This window comes from Rhizobium sp. WYJ-E13, assembly GCF_018987265.1.
Lineage (GTDB): Bacteria > Pseudomonadota > Alphaproteobacteria > Rhizobiales > Rhizobiaceae > Rhizobium.
Genome location: NZ_CP076853.1, coordinates 3,605,375 through 3,624,161 on the forward strand (window position 1 = coordinate 3,605,375; position 18,787 = coordinate 3,624,161).

The 18,787-nt window shown below is 60.2% G+C and carries 20 protein-coding genes and 1 tRNA gene; 10 read left to right on the forward strand and 11 right to left on the reverse strand.

From position 1 onward, the window contains the following. Window positions 1-5 precede the first annotated feature (5 nt). The 3 genes from cobT to KQ933_RS17965 all read right to left on the reverse strand — a co-directional run bounded on the left by cobT (window position 6) and on the right by KQ933_RS17965 (window position 3,844). On the reverse strand, window positions 6-1,907 hold the full coding sequence (cobT, locus tag KQ933_RS17955) for a cobaltochelatase subunit CobT (RefSeq protein WP_216756117.1): 1,902 nt from the start codon (window positions 1,905-1,907) through the stop codon (window positions 6-8). A 12-nt stretch (window positions 1,908-1,919) separates the two neighbouring features. Next, the gene (cobS, locus tag KQ933_RS17960) at window positions 1,920-2,912 is read right to left on the reverse strand and encodes a cobaltochelatase subunit CobS (protein ID WP_183806022.1); all 993 of its coding nucleotides are present in this window, start codon (window positions 2,910-2,912) and stop codon (window positions 1,920-1,922) included. 311 nt (window positions 2,913-3,223) lie between these two features. Beyond that, a complete protein-coding gene (locus tag KQ933_RS17965; protein ID WP_216756118.1) occupies window positions 3,224-3,844 on the reverse strand; it encodes a J domain-containing protein in 621 nt (206 codons plus the stop codon). 102 nt (window positions 3,845-3,946) lie between these two features. On the opposite strand from KQ933_RS17965, the gene KQ933_RS17970 reads away from it, so the two are divergent. Continuing rightward, a complete protein-coding gene (locus KQ933_RS17970) occupies window positions 3,947-4,231 on the forward strand; it encodes a BolA family transcriptional regulator (protein WP_216756119.1) in 285 nt (94 codons plus the stop codon). A 3-nt stretch (window positions 4,232-4,234) separates the two neighbouring features. On the opposite strand, the gene KQ933_RS17975 is transcribed toward KQ933_RS17970, so the two are convergent. From KQ933_RS17975 to KQ933_RS17990, 4 genes are read right to left on the reverse strand one after another with little or no spacing between them, the layout of a single operon-like run. Then, the gene (locus KQ933_RS17975; protein ID WP_216756120.1) at window positions 4,235-4,714 is read right to left on the reverse strand and encodes a DUF2938 domain-containing protein; all 480 of its coding nucleotides are present in this window, start codon (window positions 4,712-4,714) and stop codon (window positions 4,235-4,237) included. A gap of 58 nt (window positions 4,715-4,772) precedes the next feature. Further along, complete coding sequence (locus tag KQ933_RS17980; protein ID WP_216756121.1) at window positions 4,773-6,083, reverse strand: HlyC/CorC family transporter; 1,311 nt, start codon at window positions 6,081-6,083, stop codon at window positions 4,773-4,775. Further along, entirely contained in the window at window positions 6,083-7,213 is a 1,131-nt protein-coding gene (gene aroB, locus KQ933_RS17985) for a 3-dehydroquinate synthase (RefSeq protein WP_216756122.1), read from the reverse strand. The genes KQ933_RS17980 and aroB overlap by 1 nt, the downstream gene beginning before the upstream one ends. Then, complete coding sequence (locus KQ933_RS17990; protein WP_216756123.1) at window positions 7,210-7,800, reverse strand: shikimate kinase; 591 nt, start codon at window positions 7,798-7,800, stop codon at window positions 7,210-7,212. Before KQ933_RS17990 ends, aroB begins: the two co-directional genes overlap by 4 nt. A 148-nt stretch (window positions 7,801-7,948) precedes the next feature. Between KQ933_RS17990 and KQ933_RS17995 the strand changes: the two genes are divergently transcribed. The 5 genes from KQ933_RS17995 to KQ933_RS18015 all read left to right on the forward strand — a co-directional run bounded on the left by KQ933_RS17995 (window position 7,949) and on the right by KQ933_RS18015 (window position 11,750). After that, window positions 7,949-8,125, forward strand: a complete 177-nt coding sequence (locus KQ933_RS17995; RefSeq protein ID WP_007822234.1) for a hypothetical protein — start codon at window positions 7,949-7,951, stop codon at window positions 8,123-8,125. A 4-nt stretch (window positions 8,126-8,129) separates the two neighbouring features. Then, on the forward strand, window positions 8,130-9,083 hold the full coding sequence (xerD, locus tag KQ933_RS18000) for a site-specific tyrosine recombinase XerD (RefSeq protein WP_216756124.1): 954 nt from the start codon (window positions 8,130-8,132) through the stop codon (window positions 9,081-9,083). 62 nt (window positions 9,084-9,145) lie between these two features. Then, window positions 9,146-10,099: an acetyl-CoA carboxylase carboxyltransferase subunit alpha gene (locus KQ933_RS18005; protein WP_216756125.1), complete on the forward strand. Its 954-nt coding sequence runs from the start codon at window positions 9,146-9,148 to the stop codon at window positions 10,097-10,099. Between the two features lie 194 nt (window positions 10,100-10,293). After that, window positions 10,294-11,520: a murein L,D-transpeptidase family protein gene (locus tag KQ933_RS18010; protein WP_216756126.1), complete on the forward strand. Its 1,227-nt coding sequence runs from the start codon at window positions 10,294-10,296 to the stop codon at window positions 11,518-11,520. Window positions 11,521-11,525: 5 nt separating this feature from the next. Continuing rightward, on the forward strand, window positions 11,526-11,750 hold the full coding sequence (locus tag KQ933_RS18015) for a sulfurtransferase TusA family protein (protein ID WP_216756127.1): 225 nt from the start codon (window positions 11,526-11,528) through the stop codon (window positions 11,748-11,750). A gap of 12 nt (window positions 11,751-11,762) precedes the next feature. Here the strand turns inward: KQ933_RS18015 and KQ933_RS18020 are convergent, their stop codons facing one another. Together KQ933_RS18020 and KQ933_RS18025 are read right to left on the reverse strand one after the other, a co-directional pair. Beyond that, window positions 11,763-12,920, reverse strand: coding sequence for a GTP-binding protein (locus tag KQ933_RS18020; protein WP_216756128.1), 1,158 nt, complete (start codon window positions 12,918-12,920; stop codon window positions 11,763-11,765). 9 nt (window positions 12,921-12,929) lie between these two features. Then, entirely contained in the window at window positions 12,930-14,063 is a 1,134-nt protein-coding gene (locus KQ933_RS18025; RefSeq protein ID WP_216756129.1) for a D-alanyl-D-alanine carboxypeptidase family protein, read from the reverse strand. Between the two features lie 155 nt (window positions 14,064-14,218). Between KQ933_RS18025 and KQ933_RS18030 the strand changes: the two genes are divergently transcribed. From KQ933_RS18030 to KQ933_RS18040, 3 genes are all read left to right on the forward strand, one after another. After that, window positions 14,219-15,382 carry a M20 aminoacylase family protein gene (locus tag KQ933_RS18030; RefSeq protein ID WP_216756130.1) on the forward strand — a complete coding sequence of 388 codons (1,164 nt, stop codon included), beginning with the start codon at window positions 14,219-14,221 and terminating at the stop codon, window positions 15,380-15,382. Between the two features lie 72 nt (window positions 15,383-15,454). Next, window positions 15,455-15,531: transfer RNA gene (locus KQ933_RS18035), tRNA-Arg, on the forward strand. A gap of 288 nt (window positions 15,532-15,819) precedes the next feature. Further along, window positions 15,820-15,981, forward strand: a complete 162-nt coding sequence (locus KQ933_RS18040) for a hypothetical protein (protein ID WP_216756131.1) — start codon at window positions 15,820-15,822, stop codon at window positions 15,979-15,981. A 240-nt stretch (window positions 15,982-16,221) separates the two neighbouring features. On the opposite strand, the gene KQ933_RS18045 is transcribed toward KQ933_RS18040, so the two are convergent. Both KQ933_RS18045 and KQ933_RS18050 read right to left on the reverse strand, forming a co-directional pair. After that, on the reverse strand, window positions 16,222-16,512 hold the full coding sequence (locus tag KQ933_RS18045; protein ID WP_216756132.1) for a BON domain-containing protein: 291 nt from the start codon (window positions 16,510-16,512) through the stop codon (window positions 16,222-16,224). Window positions 16,513-16,572: 60 nt separating this feature from the next. Next, on the reverse strand, window positions 16,573-17,220 hold the full coding sequence (locus tag KQ933_RS18050) for a hypothetical protein (protein ID WP_216756133.1): 648 nt from the start codon (window positions 17,218-17,220) through the stop codon (window positions 16,573-16,575). A gap of 378 nt (window positions 17,221-17,598) precedes the next feature. Between KQ933_RS18050 and dxr the strand changes: the two genes are divergently transcribed. Beyond that, complete coding sequence (gene dxr / locus KQ933_RS18055; RefSeq protein WP_216756134.1) at window positions 17,599-18,774, forward strand: 1-deoxy-D-xylulose-5-phosphate reductoisomerase; 1,176 nt, start codon at window positions 17,599-17,601, stop codon at window positions 18,772-18,774. Window positions 18,775-18,787 lie beyond the last annotated feature (13 nt).

Genomic DNA, 18,787 nt, shown 5'->3' on the forward strand with positions numbered 1-18,787 from the left:
CTGTATCAGCCCGCGCGGCGCAGGCGACCACCGCGCGGCTGTGCGGCATGATCCTCGAACAGTTCGGCAAGCTGTTCGGTCATGGCGCCGGCAAGCTCGTCCGCATCGACGATTGTCACGGCGCGGCGATAGTAACGCGTCACGTCATGACCGATGCCGATTGCCAAAAGCTCGACCGGAGAACGAGTCTCGATCTGCTCGATCACGGCGCGCAGATGCCGTTCCAGATAATTGCCCGGATTGACCGACAGCGTGGAATCATCGACCGGCGCACCATCGGAAATCATCATCAGGATACGACGCTGCTCACGGCGGGCAAGCAAGCGGTTATGCGCCCAGATCAGTGCCTCGCCGTCGATATTTTCCTTGAGCAGGCCTTCGCGCATCATCAGGCCGAGATTGGGCCGTACACGCCGCCACGGGGCATCGGCCGACTTGTAGATGATGTGACGCAGGTCGTTGAGCCGACCCGGCGTCTGCGGCTTGCCATTGGCAAGCCAGTTTTCGCGTGCCTGACCACCCTTCCACGCCTTGGTCGTGAAGCCGAGGATCTCGACCTTGACGCCGCAGCGCTCCAGCGTGCGCGCCAGGATATCGGCACAGGTGGCGGCAACCGTGATCGGTCGGCCGCGCATGGAGCCGGAATTGTCGATCAGCAGGGTCACGACCGTATCGCGGAACTGCGTATCGCGCTCCATCTTGAAGGAGAGCGGTTGCGTCGGATCGATGATGATTCGCTGCAGGCGGGCCGTATCGAGATAGCCTTCCTCGAGATCGAAATCCCAGGAACGGTTCTGCTGCGCCATCAGCTTGCGCTGCAGGCGGTTGGCGAGACGGCCGACAGCACCCTGAAGATGCGCCAGCTGCTTGTCGAGGAAAGCGCGCAGGCGTTCCAGTTCGGCGGCATCGCACAGCTCTTCGGCGGTAATGATCTCGTCGAATTCCTCTGTATAGATGTGGTAATCGACCTTTTCGTTGAAATCGGCAAACGGCGTATTCGGACGGCGGGTCTCGCCCGGTGTCTCGGAATCGTCGTCGCCTTCTTCCATCATGTCGTCGTCGGAGATTTCGGCGCCTTCGGTCTCGCCGTCCTCCATTTGCTCGTCGGCGACTTCGCTGTCCTCGACGGGGGCCGCATCGCTGCCGGCATCCTCGTCGATCTCGTCCTCGTTCTGCTCGTCGCCCGTCGGCTGATCATCCTCGTTGGACTGATCGTCGGAGTCCGGATCGCTGTCGTCATCCCCGTATTCCTCGGCCATTTCCATGGCCGAGAGCACATTGCGGATGACCTTCGAGAAGGCCTGCTGGTCGTTGATGACGCCGGAGAGATTGTCGAGTTCGCTGCCGGCCTTTTCCTGGATAAAAGAACGCCAGAGATCGAGCACCTTGCCGGCGGAAGCGGGCGGCTTCTGGCCGGTGAGCTTCTCGCGCACCATCATCGCCACAGCCTCACCGATCGGCGCGTCTTCCTGCCGCTCGATGCCGGTGAAATTCGCCTTGGCGTATTTCTCCTCGGTCATGGAGCGCAGGTTCGCGGCCACGCCCTCCATGCGCAACGCGCCGATCGATTCCACGCGCGCCTGCTCGACGGCGTCGAAGATCACGCGGGCATCCGAGCCCTGTGGCGCCATGGTGGAATGCACCTTCTCGTCATGGCAGGCGATGCGGAGCGCCATGGAATCGCCAAGGCCGCGCGTCACCGCCAGCTCATGCGCTGTCGGACGCTTGGAAAGCTCCGGCAGGCGGATTCGCTCACCCGTCATGCCCGGACGCTCGTTGGCGAAAGTGACCTCCACCTCGGCATCACCAGCGATAGCGCGTACGGAACCGGTTATTGCCCGGCGCAACGGTTCGACATCAACGGGCGCACCAGGCTTTGCTTTCGAATTGTCTCCGCGAGCTGCCATGATCGACTGGCCTCAAGCCCCCAGCACGATGTTGGCAGCGCTTTCCTTCAGCTCCACGCCAAAGGCGCGCTGATAGTGCTCGGCCACCAGCGGGCGCTCCAGTTCGTCGCACTTGTTGAGGAAAGTGACGCGGAAGGCGAAGGCGATATCGCCGAAGATCTCGGCATTCTCGGCCCAGGTGATGACGGTACGCGGGCTCATGACGGTCGAGAGGTCACCGTTCATGAACGAAGCGCGCGTCAGATCGGCAACGCGGACCATCTTGGAAACCGTATCGCGGCCTTCCTTGTCCTTGCCGAAGCTCTTCACCTTGGCGGCGATGATATTCACTTCGTGATCATGCGGCAGATAGTTCAGCGTCGAGACGATCGACCAGCGGTCCATCTGCGCCTGATTGATCTGCTGCGTGCCGTGATAGAGGCCGGTCGTATCGCCGAGGCCGATCGTGTTGGCGGTCGCAAACAGGCGGAAGGCCGGGTGAGGACGGATGACGCGGCTCTGGTCGAGCAGCGTCAGGCGGCCGGACGATTCCAGCACGCGCTGGATGACGAACATCACATCCGGGCGGCCGGCGTCGTATTCGTCGAAGACGAGCGCGACGTTGTGCTGGTAGGCCCAGGGCAGAATGCCATCCTTGAATTCGGTGACCTGCAGCCCGTCCTTGACGACGATCGCATCCTTGCCGACGAGATCGATACGGCTGACATGGCTGTCGAGGTTTATACGCACGCACGGCCAGTTGAGGCGCGCGGCGACCTGCTCGATATGCGAAGACTTGCCCGTGCCATGGTAGCCGGAGATCATCACGCGTCGGTTATGGGCAAAGCCGGCGAGGATCGCGAGCGTCGTCTCGCGGTCGAAGAGATAGTCGGTGTCGAGATCCGGAACATAGGCGTCGCCCTTGCTGTAGGCGGGAACGCGGATGTCGGAATCGATGCCGAAGACCTCCCGGACCGAAACGGTGGTGTCGGGCAGTTCGGAAATATCAAGGTCAATCTTGCTCATCATGTCTCCAAGGCGGGTGACGGCCACCCGACCACACTATCTCAGCCATTGCGCAACCATGGTGCCGCAGTCTTTGGTCCGCGTTCTTCCAAGGTCGGAACGTCGGCGATACTTCTCCGGGACTGAAACGAAACCTCGGCGGGATAATGACCGCTGGCGAGCATTCTTGAAAGAGTCCCAGACAAGAAACGCCGCGTCCGGAAGGTCGGCAGAGGCAATGTCGGGAAAACACGCAAATATATGCCGCGGTTGCCTGCGGCCTCAGCCGATGTGGACCATACCCGATTGAAGCTTAAGAGCAAGGACGGGAATTAACAAAAACCGTTCTGCTTCAATAATTGATAGGCCTGGATGACGGCGCGGAAACGCTCTTCCGAGCCGCGGTCGCCGCCATTGGCATCGGGGTGATGCTTCTTGACCAGTTCCTTGTACTTGCTCTTGATCTCCGCGGAGGTGGCGTTCGCAGCAAGTCCCATCGTATCGAAAGCCTTGGCCTCCAGCGATTTCAGCTTGCGGGCCTGCGGGAAACGCGGGCCACTGCCTTTGCCGCCACCTTCCTTCACGAAACCGAATGGGTCACGCACGCGCGAATAGGCGCCGGAGCGAACTTCGGCATGCAGCGGGCTGTTCTTGGCATCCTTGTTGACGCCGACCGTCCAGGTAGGGCGATGACCTGTTATCGCCTCCTTCTGATAGCGCGCGATCTCACCGTCCGACAGGCCGGAGAAATAGTTGTATCCCTTGTTGTAGTCCTTGACGTGTTCGAAACAGAACAAAAAGAACTGGCCTTCCGCATTGCGTCCCACAGGAGCGCGATGCGTACCTTTTTTGTCGCAGCCGTCCCACTGGCAAGTTGGAGGCGCCTGCTCGGGCTCCTGCTCTCGCCTGCGGCGCGTTCGGATGCGATCGAAATATTTGGAATCAAGTCTCATGGCGGCGCTAATTATGGGGCTGCTGACCGATGACAACAAGAATTGACAAACGGGAATGTTGCTGGCTTGGTGGGAACCTTTTTCGTGAACGCAGAAGACCTGATGATGACACTCCAAACCCGCATCGAAGAGAAGCTCAAGGAAGCCTTTGCGCCCGAACGCCTCGCGGTCATCAACGAGAGTCATCTGCATGCCGGCCATCAGCCTGACATGACGGGCACGGGTGAGACGCATATGCGCGTCCGCATCGTTTCGGAGAAGTTCACCGGCATGCCGCGACTACAACGCCATCGGGCAATTACCGACCTGCTGAAGCCCGAACTCGATGCCGGACTCCACGCTCTGGCTGTAGAGCCGGCCGCGCCCGGCGAGCCGACCCGTTGGTAGTTCTTAGCGGATGACGAGTGCCGTGGCGTAGAGCCCGAAACCGAAGACCGTGTGCGCAAGCAGATTGAGCACGCGGACCTTCATCGGATTCGGCGTCTTTGAAGCCGCCCAGCCAAGGCCGAGGCCCGGCTGCATCAGGAACCAGCCGGCACCGACGGTGACGATACCGAGAATCCAGGCAGGCAAGAAGCTCGGAGCGGCAAACCAGGCCGGGCCGACGAAGATCGCCAGCAGGATGCCGTAGAGAATGCCGACCGCATAGTGACCGATCCATCCGAGCGCCAGCTCGTTGGCATAGGGCACTGCATCAGCGATATTATCGTGAAAGACTTTGCCCTTGCCGAGGTGCCAAAACCAGCGGCCTGCCGGCGCCCAGTTCGGTGACGGCGTCACGCTGAGCTTTGCGAGCAGGATTGCCCAGATATCCATGAGGGCGGTCGCCCCGATGCCGATGGCGACGGATCGCCAGAGAATGTCGAACATGTCAGATCCTGTAGGATAAGCCGGCGCACGGAAATGCCGCCGGTAACGGAAACCTTGGTCAGGCGGGTTTGGCCTCGTCTTCCTCGGCGGGGCGGATGCGCAGTTTCGTGATGCGGTTCTTCTCCCGCTTCATGACGACGAAGCGCTTGCCGTAGAAGGTGAAGGCCTGGCGCTCTTCGGGAATGGTCATTGATTCATGAATGACGAGGCCAGCGATCGTCGTCGCTTCCTCATCCGGGAGGTTCCAGTCGAGCGCACGGTTGAGATCACGAATCGGTACGCCGCCATCGACGACGATGGAACCGTCCGCCTCCTGGCGCACGCCCTGCATGTCGATATCATGCTCGTCGGAGATATCGCCGACGATCTCTTCCAGAATATCCTCCAGCGTCACGATGCCCTGCACCTCGCCATATTCGTCGACGACGACGGCGAAATGCTGCTTGCGGCGCAGGAAAGCATTGAGCTGATCTTCGAGATTGGTGCTGTCAGGCACGAACCAGGGCTTCTGGGCGATCTTCACGATATCGAGTTGCTGCGGCTCCATGTTCGGCTCGGCGAGCGCCCGCAACAGATCCTTGGCATGCACAACGCCGATGATATTATCGATCGTACCGCGCCAGAGCGGCATGCGCGTATAAGGGCTTTCGAGGATTGCCCGGACGACCGATTCCGGCGGATCGTCCGCATTGATCGCCCGCATCGCCGTACGGTGGACCATGATGTCGGAAAGCTCAAGCTCGCCAAGATCGAGCACGCCTCCGAGACGATCACGGTCGGCCTTTACAACCGAGCCTTCGCGATGCAGCAGATCGACGGCGCCCCGCAATTCGTCATGAGCCGACAGCATCGAGACTTCGCGGGACAAATTGATCCCGAAGAAGCCGAGGATCCGGCGCACGATCGCATTGACGAACGAAGAGAGCGGACCGACGACGGCGACGAAGAGCCGCGTAGGTATTGCAACATTGAGCGCAAAACGCTCCGGCGTGGAGATCGCCCAGCTCTTCGGCAGAACCTCCGCGAAGATGACAAGGATGATGGTCATGGCAAGCGTTGCCAGCGCCACACCGGAATTGCCGAAGATCCCCAGAAATACGCTTGTCGCCAGCGACGACGACAGGATGTTGGCGAGATTGTTGCCGATCAGCAGCGCACCGATCAGCCGGTCACGACGCTCGATGAGGGTCCTGACGAGACCGGCGCGCTCATCACCATTGGCTTCCAGCGTGTGGATCCGGCTTCTCGAAACGGCAGTCAGCGCGGTCTCGGATCCCGAAAAGAACGCAGACATCAACACCAGGGCCACGATCGAAATGATCTCCGGCCAGTAGATCGATAAAAATGCCAAGGTACCCTCGACTGACATCAGGGATGTTTTTCCTTGAGAAAACTGATCACTTCGGAAGCCGGCACGTCATCGGCGACAAAGGATTGGCCGATGCCGCGCGTGAGAATGAAGGTGAGCTTGCCGCCCTTGACCTTCTTGTCCTGTGCGATCGCATCCATCAGCACCTCCGCCGGCGGCAGGGCGCCTGGAATTTCCGACACGCGGGTCGGCAGGCCGACAGCCTTCAGATGCGCCTCGACGCGGCTGGCATCATCAGGGCTCGCAAGGTTCATGCGTGCTGAAAATTCATGCGCCAGCACCATGCCGATCGAAACGCCTTCACCATGAACCAGCCGGCTGCTGTCATAGGCGGTCGCGGCCTCCAGCGCATGGCCGAACGTATGGCCGAGATTGAGCAGAGCCCGCTGGCCGTTTTCCCGCTCGTCGGCAACCACGACATTCGCCTTGGCCTGGCAGCTCACCGCGATCGCCTCGATACGCGCCGAACCGCCGGCAAAGACCGCCTGCCAATTGTTCTCCAGCCAGGCAAAGAAATCCGGCTTGTCGATGAGGCCATATTTGGCGACCTCCGCATAACCGGCGCGGAATTCGCGCTTACTCAGGGAGTTCAGGACATCCGTATCGGCGAGCACGAGATCCGGCTGATGGAAGACACCGATGAGGTTCTTGCCATGGCGACTATTGATGCCGGTCTTGCCACCGACCGACGAATCCACTTGGGCGAGCAGCGAGGTCGGCACCTGTACGAAGCGCACGCCGCGCCTGACGATGCCGGCCGCAAAACCCGAGAGGTCGCCGATGACGCCGCCGCCAAGCGCGATGACATAATCATTGCGCTCGATGCGGGCTTCCAGAACCTTGTCGCAGACATTGACCAGATGCTCGAAGCTCTTGGTCTTCTCGCCGGCCGGCAGCACGACATCAGCCGAGGCGATGCCGGCAGCATCGAGACTCGCCTTCAAGGCATCGAGATAAAGCGGCGCCACATGCTCATCAGTGATAATGGCCGCCTTGCGGCCCTTGAGCCGCGAAGCGATCTCGCCGCCGGCACTAGCGATCAGCCCTGGCCCGATCATGATATCATAGGCTCGATCGCCAAGCGGCACATGCACCTTACGGACGGCGGAAGCGGGGGTGATCGCGTTCATGATACTGCACTTTCCTTCTGGGTCTCGACCACGGCTCTCAGCACTTCATCGGCCATGACTTCCTTGCGTACGTCGCGCGAAAGCACCGTGAGATCGGCCTCGGCATAAATAGGGTATCGGGCGTTCATCAGATTTTCGAGCGTCTGCTTCGGGTTCTCGGTCTTCAGCAGCGGACGTGTGTCGCGCTTGTTGACCCGTTCCCAGAGCACATCGAGATCGGCCTTCAGCCAGACCGACAGGCCACCCTTCTTGATATGCCTGCGCGTACGAGCGTTGATGAAGGCGCCGCCGCCGGTGGACACGACGCGCGGACCGCCCTTCAGCAGACGCTTCATCACCCGTGCCTCGAGCGCCCGGAACTCTTCCTCTCCGTAAGCCGCGAAAAGCTCCGTGATCGTCATGCGCGAAACGCGCTCGATCTCGATATCGCTGTCGATGAAGGGAACGCCGAGTTGTTGCGCGACAAGACGCCCGACCGAGGATTTTCCGGCCCCCATAAGGCCAACCAGAACAAGATTGCGTGAACCGAGCGCGGCGCGAGCTCTGACTTTCAAACTGTCTGCAACGGAAACTGGCGGCTCACTCATCGGTCCATTCACACTTTGTTTGCAAACGGTATCGACAAATGCGGGTGTAGCGTCAAGTCGCGGGCAAGGGAATCACGGTCTCACTACCGCTTCTTGCACTTGCAAACATGCTTCTTATAACAGAAGCAGAGTTCTAAGGAGTAGCCGGATGCCGAGCCTGATCCGTTTCCTGTCCGTCCTGGCCGTCATCGCTGGACTGATCTATGGAGCGATGTGGGCGCTCGTCACCTTCGTCGAGCCTCAGGAGCGGGACGTCACGATCCGCATTCCTTCCGAGCGAGTGAATCCGCCCTCGACCGGCACGATCAACACCACGAAGAAGTGACGCGATGAAGGATCTCGGCCGCGTCCATGTGGAATCATTCCTTGAAATGATGAGTGCCGAGCGCGGCGCCGCGGTCAATACGTTGCAGTCCTACGAGCGCGATCTGGACGACCTTCGTTCTTTCCTGCACGGCCGCAGCATCCGCCTGACGGAGGCGGCATCGGGCGATCTCGGTGCCTATCTGGCCTCGCTATCCGCGCAGGGCTTCAAGCCCTCCTCGCAGGCCCGCCGGCTTGCCGCCATGCGACAGTTCTACAAATTCCTCTACGCCGAGGGCCTGCGCACCGACGACCCGACCGGCATTCTCGACGCGCCGAAGAAAGGCCGGGCACTTCCGAAGACGATGGGCGTCGAGGAAGTAACGAAGTTGCTGTCCCAAGCGGAGACGGAAGCTGCTGACACCGCACCCGGCCAGCTTCATCGCCTGCGCATGCTGGCGCTGTTGGAATTGCTGTACGCGACCGGCATGCGCGTCAGCGAACTCGTCTCGCTTCCCGCCCGCGTTCTCGACCAGGAAGGCCGCTTCCTGATGATCCGGGGCAAGGGAAACAAAGAGCGCCTTGTTCCACTCTCGCAATCGGCAATCGCCGCACTGAAGTCCTACGGCCGGATGCTGGCACTGGAAAACGCAGCGTCGAAAGAACCTCGGGACAGCCCCTGGCTCTTTCCGGCCGCCTCTAAGGAAGGTTACTTGCCGCGACAGGTCTTCGCGCGCGATCTCAAGAATCTGGCAATTCGAGCCGGCCTCGCACCGTCGATGATTTCGCCGCACGTCATGCGTCACGCTTTCGCCAGCCATCTTCTGGCCAATGGGGCCGATCTGCGCGTAGTGCAGGAACTCCTCGGCCATCAGGACATTTCAACGACACAAATCTATACGCATGTTCTGGAAGAACGGCTCCAACAACTCGTCCATACGCACCACCCCCTTGCAAAACAGGCGAAAAAGCACGAATAGGACCGGCGACAAGGGGCGGAACCAGGAAACTGTCCCGCGCACAAGGAACGGAAACGCACCTCATGCACAACTATCTCGACTTCGAAAAGCCGATCTCCGACCTCGAAGGTAAGATCATCGAGCTTAAGAAGCTGGCGACGGAAGACGAAAGCATCGACACCTCCGACGAAGTCGGCAGGCTCGAAGTCCGCGTCCGCGAGGCGATCGTCGAGATCTATTCGAAGCTCAACGCCTGGCAGAAGACGCAGGTCGCGCGCCACCCGCAGCGCCCGCATTTCGTCGATTATGCCAAGACGCTCTTCCAGGAATTCACGCCGCTCGCCGGTGACCGCAAGTTTTCCGAGGATGCCGCCATCCAGGCTGGTCTTGCCCGCTTTCGCGGCCAGCCGGTCGCCGTCATCGGCCAGGAAAAGGGCAACGACACCAAGAGCCGCCTGAAGCACAATTTCGGCAGTGCCCGTCCTGAAGGTTACCGCAAGGCGATCCGCATCCTCGAAATGGCGGATCGTTTCCAGCTTCCGGTCATCACTCTCGTCGATACCGCAGGCGCCTATCCGGGCGTCGGCGCAGAAGAGCGCGGTCAGGCAGAAGCCATCGCCCGTTCGACGGAGATGTGCCTCGGCGTCAAGGTGCCGCTGATCTCGATCGTCATCGGTGAAGGCGGCTCGGGCGGCGCGATTGCGATTGCCACCGGCAACCGCGTCTACATGCTCGAACATTCGATTTACAGCGTCATTTCGCCGGAAGGTGCCGCCTCGATCCTCTGGCGCGATTCCACCCGTGCCAAGGAAGCTGCGACCAACATGAAGATCACGGCCGAGGACCTGAAGGCGCTCGGCATCATCGACGGCATCATCCCCGAACCGCTTGGCGGCGCCCACCGCGATCCCGACAGCGTCATCGCCGCCACCGGCGATATAATCTCCAATGCACTTGCCGAAATGGCCTCCCGTTCCGGCGAACAACTGCGCAACGACCGCCGCCAGAAGTTCCTCGCCATGGGCCGCAATCTGTAAAATCCACAGGCTGGCTCAATCGATTGAGACCAAATCTTGGCCACAATAATGTTATCTGTAACATCAGCGCTTGCAGGAGACCTCCGCGCAAGTCATAGGCTGGTAAGGATTTATCAAGTATAAGCCGCCTATGATTCCGCGCTACGCCCGGTTTCCTTAAGCGGGTTGGGTCGCATTATTGATGGGCTGATTGAATGCGCATACATCATTTTGCCTATGTTTCGCTCATGGCGCTGGCTCTGACCGGCTGCAACGACGCATTGGAATCGGCTCAGGGCATCGACCTCTCGACCGTCAAGAACAAGGTGGAGCAGCCGCTTCCCGCCCACATCCTTGCCGACATGTCGGCAAAGGGCATGGATCGCAACTCGCCGATCATGATCCGCATCTTCAAGGAGGAAGGTGCGCTGGAAGTCTGGAAGGCGAAGACGGACAATCGGTTTGAGAAGATCGCCGGCTACAAGATCTGCGCCTGGTCCGGCAAGCTCGGCCCGAAGGTCAAGACCGGCGACCGGCAGGCGCCGGAAGGCTTCTACAACCTGAGCCGCGCCAACCTGAACCCCAATTCCAAATATTATCTGGCGATCAACACCGGTTTTCCGAACCGCTATGATGCCGTCAACGGCCGCACCGGTAGCGACCTGATGATCCACGGTGCCTGCTCATCGTCCGGCTGCTATTCGATGACCGATCAGCAGGTTCTGGAAATCTACGCCTTTGCCCGTGACGCCTTCAAGGGCGGCCAGGAAAGCGTGCAGCTTCAGGCCTTCCCCTTCCGCATGACGGCCGAGAACATGGTCAAGCACCGCCTCGATCCGAATTATGATTTCTGGAAGATGCTGAAGGTCGGCTACGACAATTTCGAAGTCACCAAGCGCCCGCCGGAAGTCAACGTCTGCGAGAAGAAATACGTCTTCAACCAGCAGGTCACGAACGGTGGCAGCTTCAATCCGGCCGGCGCCTGCCCGGCGATGTCGACGCCGCCGGCGCTGACGGCAGCGCTTGCCTCCTACGGCAAGACCTATGATGCCGAATACCAGACGGCGCTGAAGAAATACGACGGGCTTGCCTGGTACGACCCGACGGAAGCAGAACGTAAGGCTGTCGTCGCCAAGCTGCGCAAGGGCCGTGAACTCGCCTATGCTCCAACCGGCACGTCGCTTGAGGCCGGCCGTATGGTCAAGGTTGCCGAACTCGAAGACATGATGGCCAATCAGGCCGCGAAGAGCGTTGCTGCCAAGACCGCAGCGACTGCGACGCCGACGACGCAGGCTCAAGCCACAACCGTCGCTGCAGCGCTGCCGGCCAATATTCCGGTGCCGATGCAGAACCCGCTGGCCTATGCCGCGCCCGAGCCCGCGCCGCAGGAAACCGCCGACGCCACCAAGAAGCCGTTCTGGAAGTTCTGGGCCAGGAACTGATCGGCTTGGACGCCGTTCTCTACGATCTGCGCGGGCTGAAATGCCCGCTTCCCGTCATCAGGACACGCAAGAAGCTGACGACCATGCCGAGCGGCGCAACGATCCTCGTTGATACCAGCGATCCGCTTGCCGTCATCGACATCCCGCATTTCTGCAATGAAGACGGCCACGAGCTTATCAGCACGGAAAAGACCGAGCGCGGCCACCGTTTCCTGATCCGCAAGGGATAGAGCCTTTTCCGATTAGATCCGCATGCCCGGAATAGCGAGCGGATTGTCGCTGAGCGCATCCCGATCGGGCGTATCGATCCGTGGCTTGCCAAGGAAGGCGTCGAAGAGATCTTTCACGAAGGCCTCCGGCAGATCCTTGGTAATCAGCACCATGCGCGTGCGCCGATCCTCGGGATCCGGCCAGGCGGCAAGCCGCACCGGCGGGTGGAAGATGCTCTGAACGCCATGCAGCACCAGCGGGCGCTCCGGCCGGTCTGAGGTGGCAATGATCGCCTTCATGCGCAGAAGCTTTTCCCCATGCGCCGAACGCAGGAGATCGATGAACATTTCGAGCACCATCGGATCGATCGCCTTCTCCTCGATGATCGAGAAGGAACGGATCGACGCATCGTGACGATTGACGTCGTGCGGGTCCTGATGCCCGTGGCCATGATGGTGGTGGTGATGACCGTGATCATGGTCATGGGGATGATGATGTCCCTCATGCTCATGCTCATGCTCTTCCTCATCATGCAGCCAGCGGCGGACGTCGGCGATCTTCGTCGCGGGATCGTAAAGCCCGTTGATGAGCACATGTGCCGTGCCAGCTTCCTCGCTGCCAGCATCCATGAGGGATGCGCGCGGATTGAGGCCGCGCAAACGCGCCATCAGCGCATCCGTATCGCCTGCTATGCTCTTCTTTGAGACAATCAACCGGTCGGCGACAGCCGCCTGCTTGCGTGCCTCCTCGTAATTGTCGAGCGTCTGCAGGCCGTTCACGGCATCGATGACGGTCACGACGCCGTCGAGCTCGAAATTCTGCGCGATGATTGGATTACCCATGATCGCCTGCATGACGGGAGCCGGATCGGCAAGGCCGGTCGTTTCGATGACCACGCGCCTGACAGGCTTCACACGGCCCGTCTGAACAGCATCCATGAGGTTCGCCAGCGTATCGACCAGTTCCCCGCGCACGGTGCAACAGAGGCAGCCGTCGGAGAGTTCGATGATGGAGTCGCCGGAGCTTTCGACCAGCAGATGATCGATGCCGACATCGCCGAATTCATTGATGATGACGGCCGCATCCTTCATGGCAGGATCTTTGAGGATGCGGTTCAGGAGCGTCGATTTACCGGCACCGAGGAAGCCGGTCAGGATAGTGACCGGGATCTTGTCGCTGAACGTGCTCATGATGTTTCCTCAGAAGGATTTCGGCCGCGGGAGCGGAACCGGTACATTGGCGAGCACTTCGACCGCATCGCCCTTGGCAGACTTGTCGTTCTGGGCGACCGGCTGCGGATCCTGGCCCGGAATGAGGCCGGCAAACACGAATTGCGGCTCGTGATCCATCTCGTGGATATAGGGCGACTGCACCTTCATGCGGCCAACCTCGTCGCGCGTTTCGCTGCGTATCTTGGCGCCCTTGGCGCTGCAGATATCGGCTGTGATGTCGTTCACCTGGTCCTGCCCAGGACCGTAAGGCTTCAGCGAGCCCAGCGTATCATTTGCTGCAAACTGCGTGGTGAAGCCCTTCTGCAGCAGGTTGGCGGTAGCATCGGCGCGGGCCGCCAGGCTATCGGTGCCGAGAACGACGGAAACCAGCGTCCGGCCGTTGCGTGTCGCCGAGCCGATCTGGTTGAAGCCCGAAGCGCAGATAAACCCGGTCTTCATGCCATCGGCACCAGCAAAACGGCCGATCAGCATGTTGATGTTCGGAACGTTCTGCTTGCCGGTCGTAAAACCTTCCAGCGAGAAATAGCCTGCATATTGAGGGAAGTCGCGGCGCAGCGCCACCGTCAGGATCGCAAGGTCGCGAGCCGTCGTATACTGCCCCTTGCCTGGCAGGCCATTCGGATTGACGAAATGCGAATCCGACATGCCGAGCTTCGCCGCTTCGGCATTCATGCGCACGACGAAAGCCTCCTGCGTGCCGCTGACAGCCTCGGCGACGGCGACCGCGATATCGTTCGCCGACTTCACCATCAGGATCTTGAGGGCGCTGTCGAGCGTGAATTTCTGGCCCGGCTTGAAGCCCATCTTGGCCGGCGGCGCGGACGCGGCCCGCTTGCTCATGACGACGGGTGTGTCGAGGCTGATCTGGCCGGAGCGGATCGCATCGAACACCGTATAGACGGTCATCAGCTTGGTCAGCGAAGCCGGATACCACTTGCGGAAGGCTTCCTCATGCTCCAGCACGCGTCCGGTCTGCACGTCGACGAGAATATGCGGGCTGGCCTCGGCAAGTGTAACGGACGAGACAAGAACCGCTGTTGCAGTCGCTATAAAAGAAAAGGGCCGCAAAGCGGCGAACAAACGATCGTGGCGCGTCGACAAGTGCTCGTCCTTCAGGGAATTATCTCGAAACCTTCCCCTATTTAGCCTATATGGCTATGACATGGCAAAGGTCATTGACTAAGTTATTTCCAAGGCATCACGCCCTTGTGATGCTTCAGACAGGCCCCACACATTTCATTTACAGGAAGCCAAGAATGCCGATTCTGAATAGAGCCGCCGAACTTCAGGATGAAGTCGCAGAGTGGCGCCGTCACATCCATGCCCGGCCGGAACTTCTCTTCGCAGTCGAAACCACGGCCGCTTTCGTTGCTGAAAAGCTTAAGGAATTCGGCGTCGACGAAATCGTCACCGGCATCGGCCGCACCGGCGTCGTCGGCCTCATCAAGGGCAAGGGGGAGGGCAATCGTACCGTAGGCCTGCGCGCCGATATGGACGCCCTGCCGCTTACCGAGATCACCGGCAAGCCCTGGGCCTCGAAAACGCCAGGAAAAATGCATGCCTGCGGCCATGACGGCCATACCGCCATGCTGCTCGGCGCTGCGAAATACCTCGCCGAGACCCGCAACTTCAATGGCAACGTCGCCGTGATCTTCCAGCCGGCAGAAGAAGGCGGCGGTGGCGGCAACCTGATGGTCAAGGACGGCATGATGGAGCGCTTCGGCATCGAAGAGGTCTACGGCATGCACAATCTGCCGGGCCTGCCCGTCGGCCAGTTCGCCACCCGCAAAGGCCCCATCATGGCGGCAACCGACGAGTTCACCGTCACCATCAAGGGCCGCGGTGGCCATGCCGCGCAGCCGCACCGCACGATCGACCCGATCGCGACGGGCGCGCAGATCGTCACGAACCTGCAGATGATCGCCTCACGCAGCGTCGACCCGCTTCGCTCGGTCGTGGTCTCCGTCACCAAGTTCAATGCCGGTTTCGCCCATAACGTCATCCCCAATGACGCAACCATTGCCGGCACGATCCGCACGCTGGATGAAGACGTGCGCGCCCAGGCCGAAGCACGCCTGCGCCAGGTCGTCGAAGGCATCTGCGCTGCCCATGGTGCCGAAGCCGACATCAATTTCCACCGCAACTACCCCGTCACCTTCAACCATGCCGACGAGACGGAACATGCCGTTGCTATCGCCAGCGACATTGCCGGCGAAGCCAACGTCAATCCCGAAGTCGACCCGATGATGGGCGGCGAGGATTTCTCCTATATGTTGAACGCCCGCCCCGGCGCCTTCATCTTCATCGGCAACGGCGATACCGCCGGCCTGCACAACCCCGCCTACGACTTCAACGATGAGGCAATCGCCCACGGCATTTCCTATTGGGTCCGCCTCGCCGAACAACGTCTCGGCGCCTGAGACGAAACGACATTGGATATACCGAAAAGGCTTGGCTTCGCGCCAAGCCTTTTGTATGCATGGCATCCGAGTGGTCCCGTAGCTCAGCAGGATAGAGCATCAGATTCCTAATCTGGGGGTCGCGCGTTCGAATCGCGCCGGGATCACCATTCTCTCACGAAATTCAGGTCGAATCGCATGGCGCGTTTTGCGCCAGCGCCGAAAACGCCGCCACGATCCATACACCGATGAGGCCGATTGCCGCCCATACGAGACCGCGGCGAGGCGACTCGAGTGATGCGCGTTCACAGCCACGGCCCTGTCGCGCTCAAGAAAGCCAGATTCTGCTGCTGAAGGCGCCAACCCGTTTGGAGAGACTGGCCGGGTCTTTCCTTTTCTCAAGCATGCGGAACTTCAGGAATCTCTTCGCGTTAAGCGACAAAACGGGAGTATCCGCCATGCGTATTCGAATAACTCTGCTTGCGATCGGTTTCATTGTCAGCGGCCTGCTGCTGGCAATCGCCCATCAGCCGCAAGGGCCCGTTCCTGCACCGAAGACCGATCGGCTTGTCGGCGAGAAAGCCCCCGCCGGTTTTCTGCCGGAACGCTTTGCCGGCTGAAGCTGAGCGACTGCGCGCTACGACGTGGAAATACTCTTCGTCAGCCACAATCTCGCCCCCAAGTGGGCGACCTTCAATGAGAAGAGCAGCGGTTCGGCGACAAAACCACTTTCAGAAAGCTGCAGACGCAGTTGGCCAGGCGTCGTGGCATAAACCATGATGCCGAAATCATGGGCTCGATGCAGCAAGATCGCATGTTCGCGCGAACGAACTTACGAGAGGTTGATGTTCGGCTAATGGTTAATGCCGAACGTCAACCGTCGAGCCAGTGAGCAAAATGCGGTTTCGCACTGTATGAACGCCTTCAACTGTTCTTGCGATGACTGTTGCCCGTTCGATTTGGTCGACCGTACTAACGCTGCCGCTCAGAACGATCTCGTCGCCTTCGGCCGTCACCTCGACATCGGCTGCGTCAATGCCGCCGGCAACCGCCAGCGCATTGGCGACTGCGGCTTCCAGTGTTGCGCGATTGGCATATTCAGCCTCCGCTTCGGGCTGACGACCGTGAAATGTCTGTTCCTTGAAGACCATCGTTCCGTCCTCCTTGGTGTTGAAGAAGAACAAACGCGGTCGACAGGGCTTTGGTTTCGCCTACCAGCGAAGCTGATAGTTCAAATTGACATTTCCCGTCCGCCCCGCCGAAAGCGGATCGGACACAGACGCGCTCAATCCGAGGTTGGGCAAGATGTTCTGACTGACGGCGACAGTACTGGAAAAGTCGCCATTGACATTACCGATGCTGCTGCCGGCGGAAATCGATGTGCCGGTCCACGGATAGATCAGCTTGACCGCCTGGGAAGCCGACACTGTTGTCTGCTGCGCATCGACGGCGTTGTAACCGAGGCTGACCGCGCGTGTCGTCTGCATATCAAGCGAATCCGAGAGGATCCAACTGCGTGAGCGGCTGAGCATCAACGCGCCGCTGCCACGCAAAGTATCGACCTTCAGCGTCACATCCTGCTGCGCACGGCTGGCCGGCGTAACGCTCACCTTCTGCAGCTTGCCCCAAAGCATCGCCTGGCCGGAAGCCGGCAGCGGTGCCCCGCTCTTGTTGGAGGCAAGCGCGAAATCCGCACCGGCGCTCGTTTCCCATTCCATCGGCAGGCGGAACCCGACCGTCGTTTTGTAGGAACGGGCAGACACCTTCACCGGCGACCAGATTACCAGATCATCCGCAGATACCGGATTGGCCAGCGGCAGAAGCGCAAAAACAAAGCATGCAATCTTTATTTTCGTCATAATATCGCATCGTTTTGAACTGGTACGCCGATCGCGCACCGATAGGCGTAAAGCGGACCTGGAGCGCTCGCGTCGAACGCAATGAAGGACGGCGCATACACGCAATCCCGGTTCAGTCTTCGATTTTTGTTTGGCCCAGCGGCCAGTGGCATAAATTGCCAGTTGCTCGTCGGACGCATCAGCGCCCAGCGGATTTGCCTTTCGACCGTAACCGGCCGCAGCAAATAATCATCCCCGTAAGGAATGCCATCAGGATCCCATCATGGCGGGTCCATGTAAACCCCTCTGGAGTTGAAATTTGCTGCACCGCACACTTGCTGCCTCCCACGATCCCCTGTAGAGCCGATGCCGAATATGCAATTTCTTGCGAAATCGACGATGATGACGAGCAAAATCGCGCCTCGGCGCCTCAGTATCTTCGGTTCGACAGGCTCGATCGGCCAAAATACGCTTGATGTCATCGATCATCTGGGCGGCCGGGACAATTTCGAAATTTCCGTCCTGACCGGCAACGGCAATGTGGAATTGCTGGCGCAACAAGCGAAATCGTCAGGCGCGCATCTGGCCGTCATTGCCAATGACCAGCACTACGAATCGCTGAAGAGTGAGCTTTCCGGCAGCGGCATTGCGGTCGCCGCCGGCACATCCGGGCTGATGGAGGCCGCAGACCGCGAGGCGGACTGGGTGATGGCAGCCATCATCGGCACGGCCGGCCTTGCACCCACACTTGCCGCAGCACGCCGCGGCGCCGATATCGCGCTCGCCAACAAGGAATGTCTTGTTTCGGCAGGCGATTTGTTCGTCGAATCGGTGAAAAACGGCGGCGGCAAGCTGTTGCCAGTCGACAGCGAACATAATGCGATCTTCCAGGTGCTGGAGGAAAATCAGCGCCATGCCGTGGAACGTGTCATCCTGACGGCATCAGGCGGTCCCTTCCGCACCTCCTCGCTGGAGGAGATGGCCAACGTCACGGTGGAAACCGCACGCGCCCATCCGAGATGGTCTATGGGCCTGAAGATCTCCATCGACAGTGCGTCGCTATTCAACAAGGCGCTGGAGATGATCGAGGCGAAGCACCTTTTCGGCCTGCGCCCCGAGCAGGTGGAGGTGATCGTCCATCCGCAGTCGGTCATCCATTCGATGGTCGGCTATACGGATGGCTCGGTGCTGGCACAGCTGGGTGCGCCGGATATGCGCACCGCAATCGGCTATGCCCTTTCCCATCCGCGCCGGGCGAACCTGCCGATCGAGCGGCTGGATTTCGCCAAGCTCGCGCGGCTGGACTTCGAGCCTCCGGATGAAAAACGTTTCCCTGCCCTGCGGCTTGCCCGACTGGCAATGACGCGCGGCGGCGTCCAGGGCGCGGTGCTGAACGGCGCAAAGGAAGTCGCACTCGAAGCCTTCATCGAAGGCCGCCTGCCCTTCCTCGCCATGGCCGAGATCACCGAAAAAGTCATGGACGATCTCATCGATCTGCCCGCAGCCGCGACGATGGACGATGTCTTCGCTGCAGACAAAGAAGCCCGGCAGCGGGCTGCCGGGCTCATCCGATAAAGAAATTTTCCTG